Annotated in this window: 16 protein-coding genes; 14 read left to right on the plus strand and 2 right to left on the minus strand. The window is 66.2% G+C overall.

What is annotated here, in order from left to right; all coding sequences use genetic code 11:
- Positions 1 to 41: 41 nt before the first annotated feature.
- Positions 42 to 569, minus strand: a complete 528-nt coding sequence (locus tag LQR33_RS10155; RefSeq protein ID WP_166439842.1) for a DUF2087 domain-containing protein — start codon at positions 567 to 569, stop codon at positions 42 to 44.
- 266 nt (positions 570 to 835) lie between these two features.
- Complete coding sequence (gene secA, locus LQR33_RS10160) at positions 836 to 3,547, minus strand: preprotein translocase subunit SecA (protein WP_221665898.1); 2,712 nt, start codon at positions 3,545 to 3,547, stop codon at positions 836 to 838.
- 265 nt (positions 3,548 to 3,812) lie between these two features.
- Between secA and LQR33_RS10165 the strand changes: the two genes are divergently transcribed.
- The 14 genes from LQR33_RS10165 to LQR33_RS10230 all read left to right on the plus strand — a co-directional run bounded on the left by LQR33_RS10165 (position 3,813) and on the right by LQR33_RS10230 (position 21,968).
- Positions 3,813 to 5,855 carry an alkaline phosphatase D family protein gene (locus tag LQR33_RS10165; RefSeq protein ID WP_231468785.1) on the plus strand — a complete coding sequence of 681 codons (2,043 nt, stop codon included), beginning with the start codon at positions 3,813 to 3,815 and terminating at the stop codon, positions 5,853 to 5,855.
- A gap of 334 nt (positions 5,856 to 6,189) precedes the next feature.
- A complete protein-coding gene (locus LQR33_RS10170) occupies positions 6,190 to 7,929 on the plus strand; it encodes an ABC transporter permease (protein WP_231468787.1) in 1,740 nt (579 codons plus the stop codon).
- A 13-nt stretch (positions 7,930 to 7,942) separates the two neighbouring features.
- Complete coding sequence (locus LQR33_RS10175; RefSeq protein ID WP_166439846.1) at positions 7,943 to 9,256, plus strand: ABC transporter ATP-binding protein; 1,314 nt, start codon at positions 7,943 to 7,945, stop codon at positions 9,254 to 9,256.
- 108 nt (positions 9,257 to 9,364) lie between these two features.
- Positions 9,365 to 9,793: a DUF721 domain-containing protein gene (locus LQR33_RS10180; RefSeq protein WP_021475559.1), complete on the plus strand. Its 429-nt coding sequence runs from the start codon at positions 9,365 to 9,367 to the stop codon at positions 9,791 to 9,793.
- A 76-nt stretch (positions 9,794 to 9,869) separates the two neighbouring features.
- Entirely contained in the window at positions 9,870 to 10,046 is a 177-nt protein-coding gene (locus LQR33_RS10185) for a hypothetical protein (protein ID WP_166439848.1), read from the plus strand.
- Between the two features lie 76 nt (positions 10,047 to 10,122).
- A complete protein-coding gene (locus LQR33_RS10190; RefSeq protein ID WP_166439849.1) occupies positions 10,123 to 11,775 on the plus strand; it encodes an acid phosphatase in 1,653 nt (550 codons plus the stop codon).
- Positions 11,776 to 11,851: 76 nt separating this feature from the next.
- Positions 11,852 to 12,262 (plus strand): lysozyme inhibitor LprI family protein, encoded by a 411-nt coding sequence (locus tag LQR33_RS10195; protein ID WP_205692532.1) that lies wholly within the window; start codon positions 11,852 to 11,854, stop codon positions 12,260 to 12,262.
- Positions 12,263 to 12,337: 75 nt separating this feature from the next.
- Positions 12,338 to 13,939 carry a mechanosensitive ion channel family protein gene (locus tag LQR33_RS10200; protein WP_231468789.1) on the plus strand — a complete coding sequence of 534 codons (1,602 nt, stop codon included), beginning with the start codon at positions 12,338 to 12,340 and terminating at the stop codon, positions 13,937 to 13,939.
- A gap of 91 nt (positions 13,940 to 14,030) precedes the next feature.
- Positions 14,031 to 15,290: a glutamate-5-semialdehyde dehydrogenase gene (locus tag LQR33_RS10205; RefSeq protein WP_231468791.1), complete on the plus strand. Its 1,260-nt coding sequence runs from the start codon at positions 14,031 to 14,033 to the stop codon at positions 15,288 to 15,290.
- 488 nt (positions 15,291 to 15,778) lie between these two features.
- Positions 15,779 to 16,255 carry a WbuC family cupin fold metalloprotein gene (locus tag LQR33_RS10210; protein ID WP_166439852.1) on the plus strand — a complete coding sequence of 159 codons (477 nt, stop codon included), beginning with the start codon at positions 15,779 to 15,781 and terminating at the stop codon, positions 16,253 to 16,255.
- Positions 16,256 to 16,349: 94 nt separating this feature from the next.
- Positions 16,350 to 16,706: a hypothetical protein gene (locus tag LQR33_RS10215; RefSeq protein WP_144410291.1), complete on the plus strand. Its 357-nt coding sequence runs from the start codon at positions 16,350 to 16,352 to the stop codon at positions 16,704 to 16,706.
- Between the two features lie 275 nt (positions 16,707 to 16,981).
- The gene (locus tag LQR33_RS10220) at positions 16,982 to 18,376 is read left to right on the plus strand and encodes a DUF2252 domain-containing protein (RefSeq protein WP_221665889.1); all 1,395 of its coding nucleotides are present in this window, start codon (positions 16,982 to 16,984) and stop codon (positions 18,374 to 18,376) included.
- Between the two features lie 156 nt (positions 18,377 to 18,532).
- Complete coding sequence (locus LQR33_RS10225) at positions 18,533 to 20,143, plus strand: methyl-accepting chemotaxis protein (RefSeq protein ID WP_221665888.1); 1,611 nt, start codon at positions 18,533 to 18,535, stop codon at positions 20,141 to 20,143.
- 478 nt (positions 20,144 to 20,621) lie between these two features.
- Entirely contained in the window at positions 20,622 to 21,968 is a 1,347-nt protein-coding gene (locus LQR33_RS10230) for a glutamine synthetase family protein (RefSeq protein ID WP_231468794.1), read from the plus strand.
- Positions 21,969 to 22,151 lie beyond the last annotated feature (183 nt).

Here is a 22,151-nt window from a genome sequence, read left to right on the forward strand (position 1 = left end):
GGAGGGGCCGGCTCTTCGCCAACCCACGCCCCTCTCACTGCTCAGCCGGCGCGCCGCAAGCGAACCTGCTCCGCCAGCTCCGCCATTTCATCCGGCACTTCCCGCTCGATCAGCCAGTAGCGGCGGCAATCGTCGGTGCGGCCTATCCAACCGCCCTCCACCAGCTCGCGCCGGATCAGCACGTGATCGCCGAAAGCCTCCAGCGCGCGGATCGCGGCGTTTGCCCCCGGCTCATCCCATTCCTCGCCGCGCGGCAAACCCGACCACAACGCCCACAGGCAGGCGCGCTGCTCGCTGAATTTCTTCGGCCAGCGCGCGAGCCGGCCCTCGGCGTCGAAGTGGCGCAGCAGCCGGCGGGCTTCATTCGACACGGTTTGCGGCTCGGCCGGGAGCGGGCGGTCGTGCTCGGCGCGCAGGTGCTGGAAATTCTGGAAGCCGGCGGCGCGGGCCAGCATGTTGAGAATCTGCAGATGGCCGGGCGCTTCGGCCTCCGCCATCCACTGCCGCTTCAGGGAACGGGCAAGGGACGAGATATCGCTGCTGTAGAACGGATAAACGGTGCGAGACATGGTTCGAATCCTGTCTGCGTGCCAAGGTCGGGAAGGACTGCCGCGGTCGCCGTTGCGGCCTGGCACGAGGTTCGAGCCAAGCGAGATGATGAGTGCTGCAAGCCAAGACAGGTTTAGCGTGGCGAAATCGCCGGCGACGCCTGGGTGAACTGTTGACCCGCCGCCATGCTAACACCATGGCATGTCCTTGCAAAGCGCGGCGGCGGGCCGACGCAAAAAAGCCGACGCGGTCGCGTCGGCTTTTGCTTGGCTGCCGGATCAGGCGATCAGGCCAGGCGGCCGTGGCACTGCTTGTACTTCTTGCCGCTGCCGCAAGGGCAGGCGTCGTTGCGGTTGATGCGCAGGCCTTGCGAGGCCAGCGCTTCCGGCGACAGCGGATTGTCCTCGTCGTCGCCCAGCGCCGAACCCGGCTCGGCGTGCTGCATCTCGAAGTCAGGCAGCGAATGCGGCTCCACCGCATCCACGTCTTCCTGGCCGCGGATCTGCACCGTCATCAGCACTTGCACCACGCTGCGCTTGATGCGCTCCAGCATGTCGGCGAACAGCTCGAAGGCCTCGCGCTTGTACTCCTGCTTCGGGTTCTTCTGCGCGTAGCCGCGCAGATGGATGCCCTGCCGCAGGTGGTCCATCGCCGCCAGGTGCTCGCGCCAGTGATTGTCCAGCATCTGCAGCACCAGGCTGCGCTCGAACTGGCGCATCACGCCGTCGCCGGCCTGCTCCACCTTGGCCTGGTAGGCGGCGGCGGCCATGTCGACGATGCGCAGGCGGATCTGCTCGATGTCCAGATTCGGCTCGGCCTTGATCCACTCGGCCACCGGGGCTTCCAGCAGGAAGTCCGACGCCAGCGTCTTCTCCAGGCCGGCCAGGTCCCACTGCTCTTCCAGCGACTCCGGCGGCAGGTGCAGGTCGACCAGGTCGGAGATCACGCCTTCGCGCATGTTCACCACCACGTCGGACACGTCCTCTTCCACCAGGATCTCGTTGCGCTGCTGGTAGATCACCTTGCGCTGGTCGTTGGCGACGTCGTCGTATTCCAGCAATTGCTTGCGGATGTCGAAGTTGCGGCCTTCCACCTTGCGCTGCGCGTTCTCGATCGAGCGGCTCACCCACGGATGCTCGATCGCCTCGCCTTCCGGCATCTTCAGGCGATCCATGATCGCGGCGACGCGGTCGGAGGCGAAGATGCGCAGCAGCGGATCTTCCAGGCACAGGTAGAAACGGGACGAGCCCGGATCGCCCTGGCGGCCGGAACGGCCGCGCAGCTGGTTGTCGATGCGGCGGGATTCGTGGCGCTCTGTGCCGACGATGTGCAGGCCGCCCGCTTCCAGCACCGCGGCGTGGCGTTGTTTCCACTCGGCGCGGATGGCTTCGATCTTGGCTTGCTTGTCGGCGTCGGACAGGCTGTCATCCGCCTCGACCGCCTTGATTTCCGGCGCAGGGTTGCCGCCCAGCACGATGTCGGTGCCGCGGCCGGCCATATTGGTGGCGACGGTGATCACGCCCGGACGGCCGGCCTGGACCACGATGTCCGCTTCGCGGGCGTGCTCCTTGGCGTTCAGCACATTGTGCGGCAGCTTGGCCTGGGACAGCAGATTGGCCACCAGCTCGGAGTTTTCGATGCTGGTGGTGCCCACCAGCACCGGCTGGCCGCGCTCGTGGCAGTCCTTGATGTCGGCCAGGATCGCTTCGTACTTTTCCTTGGCGGAGCGGTAGACCTTGTCCTGCGAATCCTTGCGGATCATCGGCTTGTTGGTCGGGATCACCACGGTTTCCAGATTGTAGATGCTCTGGAATTCGTAGGCCTCGGTGTCGGCGGTGCCGGTCATGCCGGACAGCTTGCCGTACAGGCGGAAGTAGTTCTGGAAGGTGATCGAGGCCAGAGTCTGGTTCTCGCGGTTGATCTCCACGCCTTCCTTGGCCTCCACGGCCTGGTGCAGGCCGTCGGACCAGCGGCGGCCCGCCATCAGGCGGCCGGTGAATTCGTCGACGATCACCACCTCGCCGTCCTGCACCACGTAGTGCTGGTCGATATGGAACAGCGAATAGGCGCGCAGGGCGGCCATCAGGTGGTGCATCAGCGTGATGTTGGTCGCCGAATACAGGCTGTCGCCTTCCTTCAGCAGGCCGAGGCGGGTCAGGATTTCCTCGCTGTGCTCATGGCCGGCTTCGGACATCAGCACCGAGTGTGCCTTCTCGTCCACCCAGTAGTCGCCTTCGCCTTCTTCGGTTTCCTGGCGGACGAGCAGCGGCGGCACCGCGTTCATGCGCTGGTACATGTCGATGTTGTCGTCGGCCGGGCCGGAGATGATCAGCGGCGTGCGCGCCTCGTCGATCAGGATGGAGTCCACTTCGTCCACCACGGCGAAGGCCAGCTTGCGCTGCACCTTCTCTTCGACGCTGAACACCATGTTGTCGCGCAGGTAGTCGAAACCGAACTCGTTGTTGGTGCCGTAGGTGATGTCGCAGGCGTAGGCGGCCTGCTTGTCGTCATGGGCCATCTGCGACAAATTCATGCCGACCGACAGGCCGAGGAAGTTGTACAGCGGCGCCATGATGCCGGCGTCGCGGCTGACCAGGTAGTCGTTGACGGTCACCACGTGGACGCCGTCGCCGGACAGCGCGTTCAGGTAGACCGCGAGCGTGGCGACCAGGGTCTTGCCCTCGCCCGTCTTCATTTCGGGGATCTTGCCCTGGTGCAGCGCCATGCCGCCGATCAGCTGCACGTCGAAGTGGCGCATGCCCATCACGCGGCGCGAGGCCTCGCGGCAGACGGCGAAAGCCTCGGGCAGCAGATCGTCCAGCGTGCCGCCCTTGGACAGGCGATCGCGGAATTCTTGGGTCTTGGCGGCCAGCGCCTCGTCGGACAGCGCCTGCATCGCCGGCTCCAGCGCGTTGATGCGCGCCACCTCTTGGCGATATTGCTTGAGCAGACGATCGTTGCGGCTGCCGAAAACCTTCTTGAGTAGCGAAGAAATCATGTAGTCGAATCCAGAAACCAGCGGGCCGTTGGGAGTGTCCGCAAAAAATGCTGAAAAGTGTAGCACATTCGCAGACAAGGTTATGGGGGCATCCATGCGCCACATCAAGATGGGAGTCGAGAAATCGCTGTTGGTTTTACGCGACGACCACTTAGAGCAAACGCTCGATTCAATTGACCGCCCCATTCATGCAACTTAAATATTGACCCGCGATAATCCGCAACTTTGCGCATTCCTACAACAAGCGACAATCTCGGGAGAAACGATGGATAGGCGGCAATTCCTCAAGTGGGGCAGTTTCCTGACGGTATCGGTGGCCGCGGCGGGCTGCGGCGGCGGCGGCTCGGACAGCTCCGACTCGGGCAGCCAGCGCCAGCTCGCGGCCGGCCAGGGCTTCGGCCTGGGCGTGGCGTCCGGCGATCCGCGCCCGGACAGCATCATCCTGTGGACCCGCGTCGACGGCGGCGATGGCGCAGCCTCGCTGTCGGTCACCGTGCAGCTGTCGGACAAACCGGACTTCTCCAACCTGCTGGTCAACCAGGCGCTGAGCGCCGACCCGGGCTGGGACTACACGGTGCGCCACAAGGTGACCGGCCTGGCCAGCGCCACCACCTATTACTACCGCTTCCTGACCGGCAAGACCGTCAGCGCGGCCGGCCGCACCAAGACCGCGCCGGCGGCCGGCACGCCATTGTCCCAGTTGAAGTTCGCCTACATCACCTGTCAGGACTGGAGCGTCAACCACTGGGGCGCCTTCGACGAAATCGTCCAGCTGGACCTGGATTTCGTGATGCACGTCGGCGACTACATCTACGAGACCGTAGGCGCCGGCTTCCAGACCGGCAACAACGAAACCCGCCATCCGCCGCTGACGCTGCCCAACGGCACCAAGCGCGCCGACGGCGCGATCTACGCCACCACGCTGGCCGACTACCGCTACCTGTACAAGAGCTACCGCGCCGATCCGCGCATCCAGGCAGTGCACGCCAATTTCCCGGTGATCTCTATCTGGGACGACCACGAATTCTCCGACGACTGTTGGCAAGACCGCCAGGTGTACTACCCCGGCGACGACAGCGCGCCCAGCACGCCGCGCCGCCGCAGCGCCAACCAGGCCTGGTTCGAATACACGCCGGCCGATGTCAGCATCGATCTGGCGACCCCCTCGTTCCAGAACATCCAGATCTACCGCAGCTTCGCCTTCGGCAACTTGGCTACGCTGGTGATGACCGACCAGCGCCTGTACCGCTCCGACCACATCATCCCGGAAACCGCCGCGCCGAACACCGGCCTGGCCAACCTGGGCAGCCGCTACTTCGTGCCCAAAACCACGCTGGCCCAGGCCGAGGCCGCCAAGATGGCGTCCACCGGCGGCAATCTGCTCAACGTGTCCATCCTCGGCGCCGCCCAGCGCGCCTGGTGGCAGCAGCAGATGCAAAGCGCCGCCACCACCTGGAAGCTGTGGGGAAACGAGGTGTCGCTGCTGCGAATGGGCGTGGACGGCACCATGGCTGTGGCCAGCCTGCTGGAACAGGGCCTGTCGGCCGCGCTGGCGCAGGATTTCGGCCTCAACCTCAGCGCCGCCCAGCAGCAACAGCTCACCGGCGCGCTGTACCAGGACCTGCTGGCCGCCGACACCAGCGGCGCGACGCCTGTGCTGAGCTACGCCAACACCCAGCCGTTGCTGGCCAGCTTCAGCGGCGGGGCGATCAGCGCCGGCGTGTTCGCCGCCGCGGTGAAACCCGTGCTAGACGCCAACCTGCCGCCGAGCATGCTGCTCAACCAATACATCCTCAACGCCGACCAGTGGGACGGCTACAACGCCGAACGCAAGGCGCTGATGGCCTTTCTGAAGGGCAACAGCATCGGCAACGTGGTGGGCATCACCGGCGACATCCACGCCTTCTTCGCCGGACAGGTGTATGACGACTTCGACGCCGCCAGCCCGACGCCGGTGATGGTGGACCTGGTGACCGCCGGCATCTCCAGCAACTCCTTCTTCAGCTACTTCAAGAACGTGGTCGACACCGTGCCGGCATTCGCCAAGGCCGCGCCGCTGATCTACCAGACGGTGAACGGCCAGACGGTCAACACCTTCACCGGCACGCTGCAAACCTTCAACCCGTGGCTGAAATACGCCGACACCGACGCCCAGGGCTACGCGGTGGTGACGCTGACGCCGGGCAAGCTCAGCTGCGCCTTCCACAAGATGGCCAAGCTGGCGAACGGCGTCGCGCCGTCGCCAGCCACCGCCAGCGTCAAGACCGTCGAAGTGCTTGCCGGAACGCCGGCCGTCAACGTGCTGTAAGCGGTTTCTCTCCCCAGGGTTGGCCGCGCTTGCGCGGCCAACCATTTCAGTCAGTACATTTCGTCACAAAATCCCTACAAAGCCTCCTGGTTTTTAACATTCGTTTTATGGCTTCTCTGGTAGCATCCATGCCCTGAAACCGGAGGCGCGACCCTGCTTCCGGGATTGCTTGCAATGCTCTCCAGCACGGCTTTTGACATGGCGGACGCATCGTTGCGCGACGCTCGGCATGCCGAACGTCGATGACGCCATCCGCCACCCGCTCCAGAGTTGTCATAATAGAAGCGGGCCGGTTGCCGCCCGCCGCGATAAACATAGAAAACGGAGAGGCCTGATGACCACCGCCGTCCGCTACTTCATGCCCGCCACCGCCCGGCGGCTGATCCCCAACCGCTGGGACCTGATCGCGTTTCCGCTGATCCTGGGCTTTTTGCTGATGGCCACCACCGGCATCCGCGAAACCTGGGCCCCGATCACCGCGCTGCAGACCGCGCCGATCTCGCTGGAGCCTGGCAACCTGCCCGAATACGCGCTGCGCACCACGCTGCGCATGCTGGCGGCGATGGCCGCCGCGCTGGCCTTCACCCTGGTCTACGGCACGCTGGCCGCCAAGAGCCGCCGCGCCGGCCTCTTGCTGGTGCCGATACTGGACATCCTGCAATCGGTGCCGGTGCTGGGCTACATCTCGTTCACCGTCACCTTCTTCCTGGCCTTGTTCCCCGGCCGGGTGCTGGGCGCCGAGTTCGCCGCCATCTTCGCCATCTTCACCAGCCAGGCGTGGAACATGACCTTCAGCTTCTACCAATCGCTGCGCACCGTGCCGCGCGACTTGCAGGAGGTATCGGTCAATCTCAGGCTGACCGCCTGGCAGAAGTTCTGGAAGCTGGAAGTGCCGTACGCGATGCCCGGCATGATCTGGAACATGATGATGAGCATGTCCGGCGGCTGGTTCTTCGTGGTGGCGTCGGAGGCGATCACCGTCGGCGACAAGACCGTGATGCTGCCCGGCGTCGGCTCCTACCTGGCGCTGGCGATCCAGAACAAGGATCTGGCCGCTGTCGGCTGGGTGATTCTGACCATGTCGGTGGTGATCCTGATCTACGACCAGTTCTTGTTCCGACCCCTAGTGGCCTGGGCCGACAAGTTCCGCCTGGAGGACACCGCCAGCCAGAACGCGCCGGAATCGTGGGTGCTGAACCTGATCCAGCGCACCCATTTCATCCAGCAACTGCTCAAGCCCTTCGGCAAGCTGCTGAAGAAGATCGCCCGCCTACGGCTGAACGTCAGCCTGCCCAAGGGCATCCACTCGGAAGACCACACCCCGGTGTCGCGCGGCATCGACGTGCTGTGGTGGGCGCTGGTGGCGCTGCTCGCCGTCGCCGTCGCCAGCAAGCTGGTGCACTTCATCGCCACCGAAGTGGGCGCGTGGGAGGTATTGAGGGTGTTCGGCCTGGGCCTGATCACGCTGGTGCGCGTCAGCCTGCTGATCGCCGTCGCGTCGGTGATCTGGGTGCCGCTGGGCGTGCTGATCGGCCTGCGTCCCCGGCTGGCCGAAAAGGTCCAGCCGCTGGCGCAGTTCCTGGCCGCCTTCCCGGCCAACCTGCTGTTCCCGGTATTCGTGATCTTCATCGTCCACTACAAGCTGAACCCGGACATCTGGCTGTCGCCGCTGATCGTGCTGGGCACCCAGTGGTACATCCTGTTCAACGTCATCGCCGGCGCCACCGCCTTCCCCAACGACTTCAAGGAAGCCGCCGCCAACTTCCGCATCCGCGGCTGGCAATGGTGGCGCAAGGTGATGCTGCCGGGCATCTTCCCCTACTACGTCACCGGCGCGATCACCGCGTCCGGCGGCGCCTGGAACGCCAGCATCGTGTCCGAATTCGTGTCCTGGGGCGACGACAAGCTGGCCGCCCACGGCCTGGGCGCCTACATCGCGCAGACCACCGCCGCCGGCGACTACCCCAAGATCCTGCTCGGCATCGTGGTGATGTCGCTGTTCGTGGTGCTGTTCAACCGCCTGCTGTGGCGCCCGATGTACGCCATCGCCGAAAACAAACTCCGTCTCAACTAAGGGGGCATCAAGCATGACTACCGAAAACAACGCCCTGGGACAGGAAATCTTCAAGCTGAAGAACGTCTGCCGCGGCTTCTCCAAGGGCAGCGACGAGATCCAGGTGCTGGACGATGTGAACCTGACGCTGCGCGAAGGCGAGATCGTCGGCCTGTTGGGCCGCTCCGGCTCCGGCAAGTCCACGCTGCTGCGCATCATCGCCGGCCTGATCCCGCAAAGCGGCGGCGAGGTCAGCTACCAGGGCAAGCCGCTGAAGGGGCCGGCCGAAGGCGTGGCCATGGTGTTCCAGACCTTCGCGCTGTTCCCGTGGCTGACCGTGCTGCAGAACGTGGAGGCCGGCCTGGAGGCGCTGGGCGTGGACGCCAAGGAGCGCCGCCGCCGCGCGCTGGCCGCGATCGACCTGATCGGCCTGGACGGCTTTGAAAACGCCTACCCGCGCGAGCTGTCCGGCGGCATGCGCCAGCGCGTCGGCTTCGCCCGCGGCCTGGTGGTCAACCCGACGCTGCTGCTGATGGACGAGCCGTTCTCGGCGCTGGACGTGCTGACCGCCGAGACGCTGCGCACCGACATGCTGGACCTGTGGAGCGAAGGCCAGCTGCCGATCAAGTCGGTGCTGATCGTCACCCACAACATCGAAGAAGCCGTATTCATGTGCGACCGCATCCTGGTGCTGTCGTCCAACCCCGGCCGCGTGGTGGCCGAGATCAAGGTGCCGTTCCCGCACCGCCGCAACCGGCTGGACCCGGCCTTCCGCAAGATGGTGGACGACATCTACGCGCTGATGACCGCGCGCCGCAGCGCCCACACGCTGCACAAGCTGCCGCTCGAGATCGGCAGCCACCTGACCGAGGTGTCCACCAACCTGATGGCCGGCCTGATCGAAGAAGTGGCGCAAGAGCCCTACTTCGGCAAGGCCGACATGCCGGAAATCGCCGAGAAGCTGCTGCTGGAGGTGGACGACCTGTTCCCGGTGGCCGAGGTGCTGGAGCACCTGGGTTTCGTCGAGCTGAAAGACGGCGACATGCTGCTGACCGCCGCCGGCAAGCTGTTCGCCGACTACGGCACCCAGGAGCGCAAGGTGATGTTCGCCGAACACCTGCTGCGCCACGTGCCGATGGCCGCCCACATCCGCAAAGTGCTGCAGGAGCGCCCGGGCCAGCGCGCGCCGCGGCTGCGTTTCGCCCAGGAGCTGGAAGACTCGCTGTCCGATCAGTCGGCCGAGGAAACGCTGGACACCGTGATCAGCTGGGGCCGCTACGCCGAAATCTTCTCCTACAACGACCACACCGAGACCTTCAGCCTGGAAGACGTCGAGGGCGGCCAGTAAGCTTCCGCGGGCCACGACAACGGGCGCCCGGACGGCGCCCGCTTTGTTTCGCCGGCCGCAAGCCCGCTCGATGCTACAATACGGCATCGACCGTTTCCCCCCACGCCCATGTCCGGACGCCCGCTCAACGACATCACCCGCCAGGACCAGACCCTGGCCCGCCTCTCCGCCGCCGCGCACGAGCTGATGGCGCTGGACCGCGCCTTCAAGAAGCTGATTCCGCCGGCGATGGGCGAGGCTTGCCGCGCGGTGCGCATCCGCGACGACGAGCTGGTGATCCACGCCGACAACGGCATCGTCGCCGCCCGGCTGCGGATGACCGCGCCCGGGCTGCTGCCGCAGCTGGCGCAGCAGGGCTATCCGGCGTCCAAGGTGCGAGTCAAGGTGGCGCTGCAGCTGGTCCGCGTCAAAAAACCGAAGACGCTGGCGATCAGCGAAACCGCGCTGGACGGCATGGAACAGGCGTCAGACTGCATCAGCCACCCCGACGTCAAGCGCGCGCTGCAGCGGCTGATCGCGCGCCAGCGCCGCGGCTGACTGTACCGACAGCCAGTTTTCCCGCCACGCCTCGACGCCAATAGTCTCCTTTCAATTGATCTTGGCAGGAGGCGCCATGACCGCTCTGCAACGCTTTTCTCCCGATCACCCCGCATCCGGCATCGCAGCCGCGCTGGAGCGCGACGGCGGCGTCATCGTAGAAGGGCTGCTCTTCCCCGAGCGGCTGGCCCGCTTCCGCACCGAGCTCTTCCCGCTGCTGGCCGAGGCGCGCGCCGCCATGCGAAACGATTGATCGCCTTCAGATAGACATCAAAGCGGAGTAAAGTGGCGGTTTCCCGCTGTACGTCCAGCACCACAGGATAATCGCCATGTCCGAACACGATACGCCCGAAACCACTCCCGAAACCGCGCCGCAGGACCCGTCGCGCCGCCTCCTGTTCGAAGGCCTGGCCGCCATCGGCGCCGCCGGCGTGCTGCCCGCCGTCGCCAGCCAGGCGGCCGACGCCGCGCCGAGCGCCCACGGCCCGCTGGACGACAGGCTGCGCCATCACGTGAAGAACGTGGTGGTGATCTACCTGGAAAACCGCAGTTTCAACAATCTGTACGGCAACTTCCCCGGCGTGAAGCACCCGCTGTCCAAGGCCCCGGCCGAAGCCTGTATCCAGCTGGACCGCGACGGCTCCAGGCTGAAGAACCTGCCCAAGATCTGGGGCGGCATGGTGCAGCGCGGCCAGACCGTGGCCGGCAAGTACTACCTGATCGAGGAAGACAAGATCCAGAACCTGCCCAACGGCCCGTTCCCGCTGAAGGACGCCGACGGCGAGCCGCTGCCGGAAGCCGTGATCACCCGCGACCTGTGGCATTTGTTCTACCAGAACCAGATGCAGATCAACGGCGGCCGAAACGACCAGTTCGCCGCCTGGGCCGACTCCGGCGCGCTGGTGATGGGCTATTACAGCGAAACCGCGAAGAACCTCAACCAATGGAAGATCGCCCAGCAATACACGCTGTGCGACAACTTCTTCATGGCGGCCTTCGGCGGTTCCTACTTGAACCACCAGTTCCTGATCTCCGCCCGCACGCCGGAATACTTCAACGCCAAGGACACCGCGGCGGCGAAGAAGATCGCCGTGCTGGACGACGGCCCCAAGGGCTACAAGCTGAAGGTGAAAGCGCCCAGTTCGGCGATGGACGGCCCGCCGCAATTCGTCAACAACGGCGCGATCACGCCGGACGGCTACGCGGTCAACACCATGGCCCCGCCATTCCAACCCAGCTACGTCAAGCCGGCCGAGGGCGGCGACAAGCGCTACGCCGACCCGGCCGACGCCAGCACCCTGCCGCCGCAAACCTACGACACCATCGGCGACCTGTTGTCGCGCAAGGGCGTCAACTGGGCCTGGTACGGCGGCAGCTGGCAAGCGGCGCTGGACGGCAAGGGCGGCCCGGACGCGCCCAACTTCCAGTACCACCACCAGCCGTTCAACTACTTCAAGAACTTCGCGCCCGGCACCAAGGCCCGCGAGGCGCACCTGCGCGATGGCGGCCTGGGCGACAGCCCGATCAGCAACCGCTTCATCGCAGACGCGGTGGCCGGCAAGCTGCCGGCGGTGGCCTTCTACAAGCCGCAGGGCAATCTGAACATGCACGCCGGCTACTCCGACGTGGAGAGCGGCGACCGCCACGTGGCCAACGTGCTGCAGCACCTGATGAGCGGCCCGCAATGGAAGAACATGGTGGTGGTCATCACCCACGACGAGAACGGCGGCTGGTGGGACCACGTGGCCCCGCCCAAGGGCGACCGCTGGGGTCCGGGCAGCCGCATCCCGGCCATCGTGGTGTCGCCGTTCGCCAAAAAAGGCCATGTCGACCACACCTTCTACGACACCACCTCCATCATCCGCTTCATCAGCCGCCTGCACGGCCTGCCGGAGCTGGAGGGCGTCAAGGTTCGCAACCAGGCCTTCCGCGAGCGCGGCGCGCAGCCGCCGGGCGACCTGACCGGCGCGCTGCAGCTCTAAGCCCCATGGCCGGCCCGCCCCCGCGGGCCGGCTTCCCCCATCATTCCGCGTGCGCACCTTGGAAAAACATAAAAACATGACTCGATACGTCCTACGCCTGTCCGCCCTGCTGCTGCTCGGCCTCCTGTCCTTCCGCGCCTTCGCCTGCGCCGAAGAGGCGATGTACAGCCACCATTACGACCAGTGCATGGACCAGGCCGGCGGCGTCACCGCCGGCATGCTGGATTGCCTCTCGGCAGAACACGCGCGCCAGGACAAGCAGCTGAACGACACATACCGCAAGCTGATGGCCGCCTTGCCCGCCAAGCGCCAGCAAAGGCTGCAAACCGCCCAGCGGCTGTGGCTGAAATACCGCGCCGCCAACTGCAGCGCCTACGTCGATCCTGACGGCGGCACCGCCGAATCGCTGGTGGCCGCCGACTGCGAGCTGGCGTCCACCGCCGCCCGCGCCGCCGAACTGACCCGGCTGCAACCCAGCCCGCGCTGACGCGCGCGCCGGCGGATGCCGAACGGCTCCGGCTGTGCGATGATGCCGATATCATCGCCGCCGACCGGAGCCGCCATGTCCCTGATCCGCCGCTGCCTGCTGCCGCTGTTGTTATCGCTCCCGCTGCTTGTCCACGCCGCGGAACCCCGCGCCACCCCGTCCGCCGCCGACCAAGCCCGCACGCTGATGCTGGACAACCGCCCCATCTTTCTTTTCCTCGCCGGGCAAGGCAGCCTGACGCCGGAGCAACGGCTGCAACGCACGCTGGAGCGCATCAATGCGCTCCAACCTGAGGATCTGCGCCAACCGGTGCAAGCCGCGCCCTTCGCCGACGGCCGGCTGCGCGGCCTGGCGTTGAGCGTGCGCGGCAAGCCGCTGTTCACCATCCTGGAGGGCGATCTCGACCCAGGCGATCAACTGACGCTGGAGCAAGCCGGGGAACGAGCGCGCGACAGGCTGAACGAACTGCGGCAGGCGGTGCTCGAGCAACGCTCGCCGCAGCGCATCGTCCAGTCTTCGCTGCTGGCCCTGCTGGCCTGCGCGCTGTTCGCCGCCGCGCTGTACCTGATCGCCCGCGCCCGCGCGGCCTCGCGGCGGCGCCTAGCCCAATCGCCGGCGGACGCGTTGCCGCTGCTCGCCGGCCGCCTCCAACTGCGCCGCTTTCTGCTGGCAGCCGAACGCCAGCTGGTGGACATCACCGCTCTGCTGTCCGCGCTGGTCGCCGGCTATGTCTGGCTCGGCTACACGCTGGCGCAATTCCCCTATACCCGGCCGCTGGGACGCAAGCTGGCCGCCGCCTTCTACCAATTGCTGGCCACCATCGCCGACGACTTCCTGTCGGCGCTGCCCGGACTCGCCATCGTCGCCGTGATCTTCTTGCTCGCCCGGCTGATCGGACGCGGCCTCGGGCTGCTGTTCGGCACGGTGGAGCGCGGCCAGTTGGAGCTGCCCGGCCTGCACGCCGAAACCGTGGGCGCCACCCGCCGGCTGGCGTCGGTGATCTTGTGGCTGTTCGCGCTGATCGTCGCCTACCCCTACCTGCCCGGCGCCAACAGCGACGCGTTCAAAGGCGTCAGCGTGTTCTTCGGCCTGATGGTGACGCTGGGCTCGGCCGGATTGATGAACCACGCGATGAGCGGCCTGGTGCTGATCTACTCCCGCGCGCTGCGCCCAGGCGATTACGTGAAGATAGGCGAGGCCGAAGGCACCGTCAGCGAGCTGTCGGCGCTATCCACCAAGATCCGCACCGGCCAAGGCTTCGAAGTCACCATTCCCAACGCGGTGGCGGTGGGCGGGCTGGTCAACAATTACAGCCGCCACGACGGAGAAGCCGGCGCGATGGTCGCCACCCGCGTCACCATAGGCTACGACACGCCCTGGCGGCAGGTGGAGGCGCTATTGGAGCTGGCCGCGCGCCGCACGGCGGGCATCGACCCGGCCGCGCCGCCTCAGGTGCGCAAGCTGGCGCTGCAAGACTTCTACATCGAGTACGAGCTGCAGGCGAAGCTGGCGCGCGGCGAACAGGCGCCGGCGGTGCGCGACGCGCTACACGGCGAGATTCTGGACGCCTTCAACGAATTCGGCGTGCAGATCATGTCGCCGCACTTCGTCGAGCAGCCGGCCCAGCCCATTACGGTGCCGGCCGAACGCTGGCGCGAACCGCCTGCCCGACAATAGCCAATCTACATTCCGACTGTCTCTGTTCGCTGTCAGCGCTTTGGTTTAAGCTGCAAACAATCAGAAAACAACAGCACCGGGACACTTCGCCATGAACGTCAAAGAATACATGCAGCAACTGGGCCAGGCCGCGCGCAAAGCGTCGCGCCTGCTGGCCCGCGCCGACGCCAACCAGAAAAACGCCGCGCTCCACGCCATCGCCGACGCCATCGTCCGCGAACAGGACGCGCTCCTGGCCGCCAATCGCCAGGACCTGGACGCCGCGCGCCAGGCCGGCCTCGACGACGCGATGCTGGACAGGTTGACCCTCAACGCCAAGGGCGTGGCGGCGATGGCCGACGGCCTGCGCCAGATCGCCGCCTTGCCGGACCCGGTCGGCGAGATCGACGAGATGAGCTACCGCCCGTCCGGCATCCAGGTGGGCAAGATGCGGGTGCCGCTGGGCGTGGTGGGCATCATCTACGAAGCCCGCCCCAACGTCACCGCCGACGCCGCCGGCCTGTGCCTGAAATCCGGCAACGCCACCATCCTGCGAGGCGGCTCCGAGGCCTTCCACAGCAACCAGGCCATCGCCGCCTGCGTGCATGAGGGTCTGGCCGCCGCCGGCCTGCCGGCCGAAGCGGTGCAGGTGCTGGCCACCACCGACCGCGCCGCGGTGGGCGAACTGATCGCGATGCCGGAGTACGTGGACGTGATCGTGCCCCGCGGCGGCAAGGGCCTGATCGCCCGCATCAGCGCCGAGGCGCGGGTGCCGGTGATCAAGCATCTGGACGGCAACTGCCATGTCTACATCGACGACACCGCCAATCCGGACAAGGCGTTCAACATCGCCATCAACGCCAAGACCCACCGCTACGGCACTTGCAACACCATGGAAACGCTGCTGGTGCACAGCGCCTTCGCCGAATTCATGCTGCCGCGGCTGGCCGGCGCCTATTGGGAGAAAGGCGTGGAGCTGCGCGGCTGCGAACGCACCCGCGCCATCCTGGGCGAGCAGGTCAAGGCCGCCACCGACGAGGACTGGGCCACCGAATACCTGGCGCCGGTGCTGGCGGTGAAAGTGGTGAAAGACATGGACGAGGCGATCGAGCACATCAATCACTGGGGCAGCCACCACACCGACGCCATCGTCACCGAGGACTACGGCCGTTCGCGCCGCTTCCTGCGCGAGGTGGACTCCGCCAGCGTGATGGTCAACGCCTCCACCCGCTTCGCCGACGGCTTCGAATACGGCCTGGGCGCTGAAATCGGCATCTCCACCGACAAAATCCACGCCCGCGGCCCGGTCGGCCTTAACGGCCTGACCAGCCAGAAATGGATCGTACTGGGCGACGGGCAGATTCGGCAGTAAGCGAAACACCTCTCTGGCTCAGGGCGGCGCATAACCTTATGCGTCGCCCTGCGGCTGTGTGCCCCCTCTCTCCTCCCGGTCGACTTCCAGCCGATCAACACTCCTTGCCATGCTACGCATCCACGCATCGCCCGTCCCTCCCCCTTCCGACCCGCGCCGTTCCGTTGGCGGATGGCTTTAAGCCGTCGCATGTTTGAGCCCCGCGACGCTAGCGCGGGGCGAGTTCGACGGCGCCTTGCCATCCGTCAACGGAACGGGAATTCGCGGTCGCAGGGGCGGCCTGGGGTTGCAAGGGGGCTGGCCGCTCAGCCCCCTTGCCTGCGCGGCGGGCAGCCCCGCCATGAAAATCATCCGTCCGCGCAGCGGACACAAAACCACCTCGTAGCGGCCTCTTCCAATCATGTCCCTGCAGCAACGCCACTCGCCCGGACACAATTCCCCCGTTTCGCGCCATAATCGCGCTTTGCTTTTCACGCGCTCGTCAAAAAATGAAAACCCTGACCAATCAAGACCTCGCCGACCTGTCCGCCAAGGCCGCCTGTGCGCCGCGCCTGCGCGCCCACCACAACATCCACGCCGAGCTGGATGACGTCGTCCAGCGCCTAGCCATCGCCATGGAGCCGGATACCTATGTCCGCCCGCATCGCCACCCCGGCAGCCCGGAATTGCTGATCATGCTGTCCGGCGCGCTGGACTGGATCGAATTCGATGCCGCCGGCGAAACCGTGGTCGCCCGCTATCGGCTGGGCGATGGCGGCGCGCGCGTGTTCGAGATGCCTGCGAACACCTGGCATTCGGTGGTATCGCTGGAGCCGGGCAGCGTGGTGTTCGAAGTGAAGCGCGGCCCATATCAGCCGCTGCCGAACGCCGATGTGGCCGCCTGGGCCCCGGCCGAAGGCGACGCCCGCGTCGCCGACATGCTGGCCTTTCTGCGCCGCTGCCAGCCCGGCGACCGCTTCGCGTAACATCGCTTAACATCTTGCCGCCGCGGAAGACGGAACCCGCGGCGGCTATTGGCGCACCAAAAAGGCATTGTTTCACCAACCGATGCCGAAGCCGATGTTCCTATTCCGCGCCGTACTCCCCCTCGTCGTCTCCTTGTCCCTGCTGGCCTGCGCCACCCCGCTGCGCGCCGCCCCCTCGCTCAGCCTGAACAGCCAGCGCCCGCCGCAGCAGGTGGCCGACTGCCTGCAGCAAGGCTTGCAAAAGCTGCACATCCCCGATGATTTCGTCGAGCGCCGCGACGAGCGCGACGGCAGCCGCAGCCTGGCGCTGCGCAACCCGGTCAGCGACGCCTCCGGCACCCGGGTGGACATCCTGCCGCAAGGCGAAGGCAGCCTGCTTGAGGTCAGATTGAACGGCATGCCGCTCAGCCCGGCCTGGAAGAAGCAGATTCACGGCTGCGCCCGCAAATGACTGTGGATAAGTCCGACATTCAGTGACTGGCTGTGGATAAACTGGATATCCCGGGATAAGACTGTGGGCAACTCGCAGAAAAGTGCCTATCCCTTTGCGACAATGTGGGTAAGTGATTTCATCCACAACAGCCTGTGCATAATGTGGACAATTTCAGAACAAGCTGTGAATAAGCGTCGGCGGCGGAACCTGGCTGGCTTACCGAACCGTGTCGGGGGCGCGCCGCCCGCCCCGCGCGGTTACACTGACGGCATACGCCACGAACGGACCCGCCGATGACCACCGCCTCCCATCCCAAGTACGATCAGCACTACGCCGACGGCAAGGCCCGTCGCGGCCAATGCCCGCGCTCCAGCCAGGCCGAACTCCACCTGGCGCCGGAACGCGACGTGGTGGCGCTGGTGGAGTCCACCTCGCAGGGCCGGGTGCCCGCGCTGGTGTCGCTGCGCTACGCGCGCATGCATGCGTCGCCGTTCGCCTTCTTCCGCGGCATGGCGATGATCCAGGCCGCCGACCTGGCCGCCGGCCCCGACAGCGGCCTGCGCCTGCAGATCTGCGGCGACGCCCACCTGATGAACTTCGGCTTCTTCGCCTCGCCGGAACGGCAACTGGTGTTCGACATCAACGATTTCGACGAGACCCATCCCGGCCCCTGGGAATGGGACGTCAAGCGGCTGGCGGTCAGCCTGGTTCTGGCCGGCCGCAGCCGCGGCTTCGACGCCCAGGCCACCCGCGAGATCGTTCAGCGCCTGGCCGCCACCTATCGCCGCCGCCTCGGCGTTTTCTCGCAGATGAGCCAGCTGGACCTGTGGTATTGCCGCGTCGATTTCGAACAATTGCTGTCCCAGGCCACCGACGAGGGCATGCGCCAGCAATTGAACAAGGTGGCCGGCAAGGCGCGCAACCAGACCCAGGAGCGGCTGCTGCCCAAGATGACCGACCTGGAGGACGGCGGCTTGCGGCTGCGCGACAACCCGCCGGTCATCTTCCACCTCGACGACCGGAACGGTCCGCTGGCCGCCTGCGACGACTGGCTGGGCGGCGACAGCCTGGCCAAGATCCAGCGCATGCTGACCAGCTACATCGACACCCTGAAGGAAGACCGCCGCGAGCTGCTGCAACGCTTCCGGCTGGTGGACGCCGCCTTCAAGGTGGTGGGCGTCGGCAGCGTCGGCACCCGCTGCCTGGCGCTGCTGCTGCAGGACGACTACGACCAGCCGCTGTTCCTGCAGTTGAAGGAGGCGCGGCCGTCGGTGCTGGAGGCCTTCACCCAGCCATGCGTGCACGGCAACCAGGGCAAGCGGGTGGTGTTCGGACAACGATTGATGCAGGCCACCAGCGACCTGTTCCTGGGCTGGACCCAGGGCGCCGACGGCCATCACTTCTACATGCGCCAGCTGCGCGACATGAAGGCCGCTCCGGCGCTGGAAGCGTTCACCAATGCCGAAGAGCTGGCCAGCTACGGCCAGGCTTGCGGCTGGACGCTGGCGCGCGCCCACGCCAAATCCGGCGGCTGCGCGGCCGAAATCGCCGGCTATCTGGGAGAGTCGGACAAGTTCGACCAGGCGCTGGCCGACTACGCGCAGGCCTACGCCGACCAGGTGGAGACCGACTACCGGCTGTTCGACGCGGCGGTCCGCGGCGGGCGTTTGCCGGTCTCCGCGGCATAAATGCCGGGTTAGGGAAAATTGCGATGTTGACGGTTGCGTCCTGAACTAGACTGTAACAACAGAAACGCATAATCAGCCGGCGCCGGACCGTCTCCGACGGGCCCGCGCCGCCGCCGCATCTGCGGCGGCTTGTTCCCTTATACCTGAGTGTCGAAAATGCAGCTGAATACTCGCCTGATCATCATCATCGTCGCCAGCTTGGTGGCGCTGCTCGGACTGTCCACCGTCGCCTTGCTTTCCACCCGCGCCACCCTGCATCAAGAAAAAAGCGAGCAGATCGTCCACCTGCTGAAAATGGCGGAGAACAGCCTCACCCATTTCCAGCAGCTGGAGGCCAAGGGCATGCCGCGCGCCGAGGCGCAGAAGCAGGCCATCGCCGCGCTCTCCGCGCTGAAGGTGGACGACATCTACTTCTTCGGCCGCAACCGCGAGCATCGCGTGCTGTTCCACCCCAGCAAGGACCGCGTCGGCAAGCTGGACATGGGCAGCAAGCTGCCGGACGGCCGCACCACGGTGGAAGCCTACGACGATGCGATGAAGGACGCCCACTACGGCGTGCTGGTGATCCAGACCAAGCGCAAGGGCAGCGGCGACCAGGAATTCCCCAAGCTGAACGGCGTGTTCCGCTTCGAGCCGTGGGACTGGACGATAGGCACCGGCATCTTCATCGACGACATCGACCAGCTGTTCTGGAGTGAGGCCCGGACGTTGATGGCCGTCGCGGTGATCTGCGTGGTGGTGCTGGGCGCGCTGGTAGGCTGGATGTCGCGCTCGATACTGCAGTCGCTGGGCGGCGAGCCGCGCTATGCCGCCGACGTGGTCAAGGCGATCGCCGACGGCGACCTCAGCGTCGATATCCAGGTCAAGGGCGGGCCCAACAGCCTGCTGGGCGCGATGAACGACATGCGCGGCAAGCTGCGCCTGATGATAGAGGAGATCGGCCGCGCCACCTCCAGCATCAACCACTCCTGCCACCAGCTGTCCAGCGACATGGACAAGGTGCATGAGGTATCCGGCATCGCCAGTTCGTCCACCACCTCGGCCGCCGCCGCCATCGAGCAGCTGTCGGTCAGCATAGACCATGTCAGCGCCAGCACCCGCGACACCGAGACCGGCGCGCGCGACACCGCCCAGCTGGCCGGCGAGGGCAAGATTCTGGCCGGCAACGCCGCCGACGGCATCCGCCAGATCGCCGACCAGATCCACGGCGCCAGCGACATGGTGGGCCAGCTGGCCGAACGCAGCCGCAGCATCAGCAGCATCGCCGAGACCATCCGCGACATCGCCAACCAGACCAATCTGCTGGCGCTGAACGCCGCCATCGAAGCCGCGCGCGCCGGCGAGATGGGCCGCGGCTTCGCGGTGGTGGCCGACGAAGTGCGCAAGCTGGCCGAGCGCACCGCCAGCGCCACCGACGAGATCAGCAGCATCGTGCAGGCGGTGATCAACGAAACCGGCAACGTCTCCGGCCGCATGGACGAGATCCGCCCCGCGGTGCAGGCCGGCGTCGAGCAGGTGCAGCAGGCGGCCGAAACGCTGGAGTCGATCAGCCAGCAGGCCAGCACCGCGCTGGAGCACGTGCACAACGTGGTGGTGGCGATGGGCGAGCAGAGCCAGGCCGGCACCAATATCGCCGGCAACGTCGAACAGGTAGCCGGCGTGGTCGAGGAAACCCAGAACTCGGTCAGCCACGCGGTGGAGGCGGTGCGCGCCATCGACCAGCAGGCCACCAATCTGCACCAGACCGTCAGCCGCTTCCGGCTCTGAGCGACCTGCGCGGCGTCTCTTTCCCGATAGCGGTCGTTTGCGGAAAACGGCCGCGGAACGCCCGCAAACAAGGTTGTAAACAGGCGCCACTCATCGCCGCACTTGCCGCCGCCGTTGCGGCTGGCATAATGGCTACGGGCACACGCTCCATGAAAGCAAGAAAAATACGAGCCTGTTTAAAGTCTTTTTGCGAACAGCGCAGCCCAGCCAGTAGGCCAGATGCAAGGCGGAGGGCGTGGGCCTTGGTGATTCCAAGGCCCAGCCTGACAACGCCGCAGATGGCCTACTGGCTGGGTTGCCTTTCGGGGCTGCTTTCTGCCGGCGCATGACTTTGTCAAACGCCCCTTGCAGTGAATAACACTGCGGCGGGCCGTTTTTCGCGCCATGCATCCGGTAGAAAATAGCCGCTGCCACAAAAAGGCTTTGAACAGGCTCGAAGGACAGACAGGAACCCCAGCACGCTTCAGTGGAGAATCGTATGTCTGATGCCCGCATGCCGGCAGGCCTCATCGAATGGCTGCAACACAGCAAGGCGCGGGACGTCGAGCTCGCCTTTGCCGACGTCCATGGTTTTCCCCGCGGCAAGACCCTGCCCGCCGCCGCCTTCATCAAGGGGCAACCGCTGCGCATCGCGCGCGCGGTGCCGCTGCAAAGCTGTATCGGCGAATTTCCCGACTACAGCTTCTACGGCGAACACGATCCGGACGTCACGCTGGCGCCGGACTACAACACGCTGCGTCCGGTGCCCTGGGCCAAGACCCCGCGCGCGATGGTGATCTGCGACTGCGTCGACCACGACGGCGGCCTGTCGCCGCTGGCGCCGCGCTCGGTGCTGAAGCAGGTGCTAGCACGCTACGACGCCCATGGCTGGACGCCAGTGGTCGCGCCGGAACTGGAGTTCTACCTGTTCGCCGCCCACGGCGATCCGGCGCAACCGTTCCAAGCGCCCCAGCTTGCCAGCGGCCGCCGCGAAGCCGGCTTCGACGCCTTCGGCTTCTCCGCGCTGGGCGAGCTGGAAGCCTTCTTCGACGAGCTGTACCAGGCCTGCGAGACGCTGGGCATCGCCACCGACACCTGCGTGCACGAGATGGGCCCCAGCCAGTTCGAGATCAACCTCAAGCACGGCGACGCGCTGAAGCTGGCCGACGACACCTTCCTGTTCAAGACCGCGCTGAAGGAGATCGCCCACCGCCACGGCCTCAGCGCCGTGTGCATGGCCAAACCGTTGCCCGGCCAGCCCGGCAGCTCGATGCACATCCACCAGAGCGTGGTGGACCGCCAGGGCCGCAACGCCTTCAGTCGCGCCGACGGCTCGGGAAGCCCGGAATTCTTCGGCTTCATCGCCGGCCTGCAGCGCTTCCTGCCCGAGCTGATGCCGCTGTTCTGCCCCAATCCCAACTCCTACCGCCGCTTCGTCAAGGGCATGGCGGCGCCGGTCAACCTCAGCTGGGGACTGGACAACCGCTCGGTCGGGCTCAGGGTGCCGGTGTCGGGCCCCGAGGCGCGGCGGGTGGAAAACCGCCTGCCCGGCTGCGACGCCAACCCCTATCTGGCGCTGGCCGCCAGCCTGGGCGCCGGCCTGGCCGGCATCGAGCAGAAGCTGGTCCCGGACGAGGCGGTGCACGGCAATGTGTTCAAGCAGCAAGCCGCCAGCCTGCCCACCACGCTGGACGCCGCCTGCGCGGCGATGGCCGCCGGCTGCGCCGAGTCCTTGTTCGGCGCGGACTTCAGCCGAGCCTATCTGGCGGTGAAGGAGGTGGAGCTGAACGACTATCACCGCCAGGTCACCGCCTGGGAACGGCAATATCTGGGGTTTCTGGTCTAAAGCGTCCTAACGTTGATTGTTTGTCGACAGGCACCACATCCCCTTCGGCCCGTGCCGGCAAAACAGCCTTGCTCCAGGGGCCTTTAAGCCGCCGTTTTTTCGATCGGCGGCGCCTGGAGCAAGGCTGTTTTGCCGGGGTTTCTCGGGCCGCAGGGGTCGCCTAGGGGTGTCGGGGAGCTGGCG

It is taken from the genome of Chromobacterium piscinae (assembly GCF_021129175.1).
GTDB classification, from domain to species: domain Bacteria; phylum Pseudomonadota; class Gammaproteobacteria; order Burkholderiales; family Chromobacteriaceae; genus Chromobacterium; species Chromobacterium piscinae.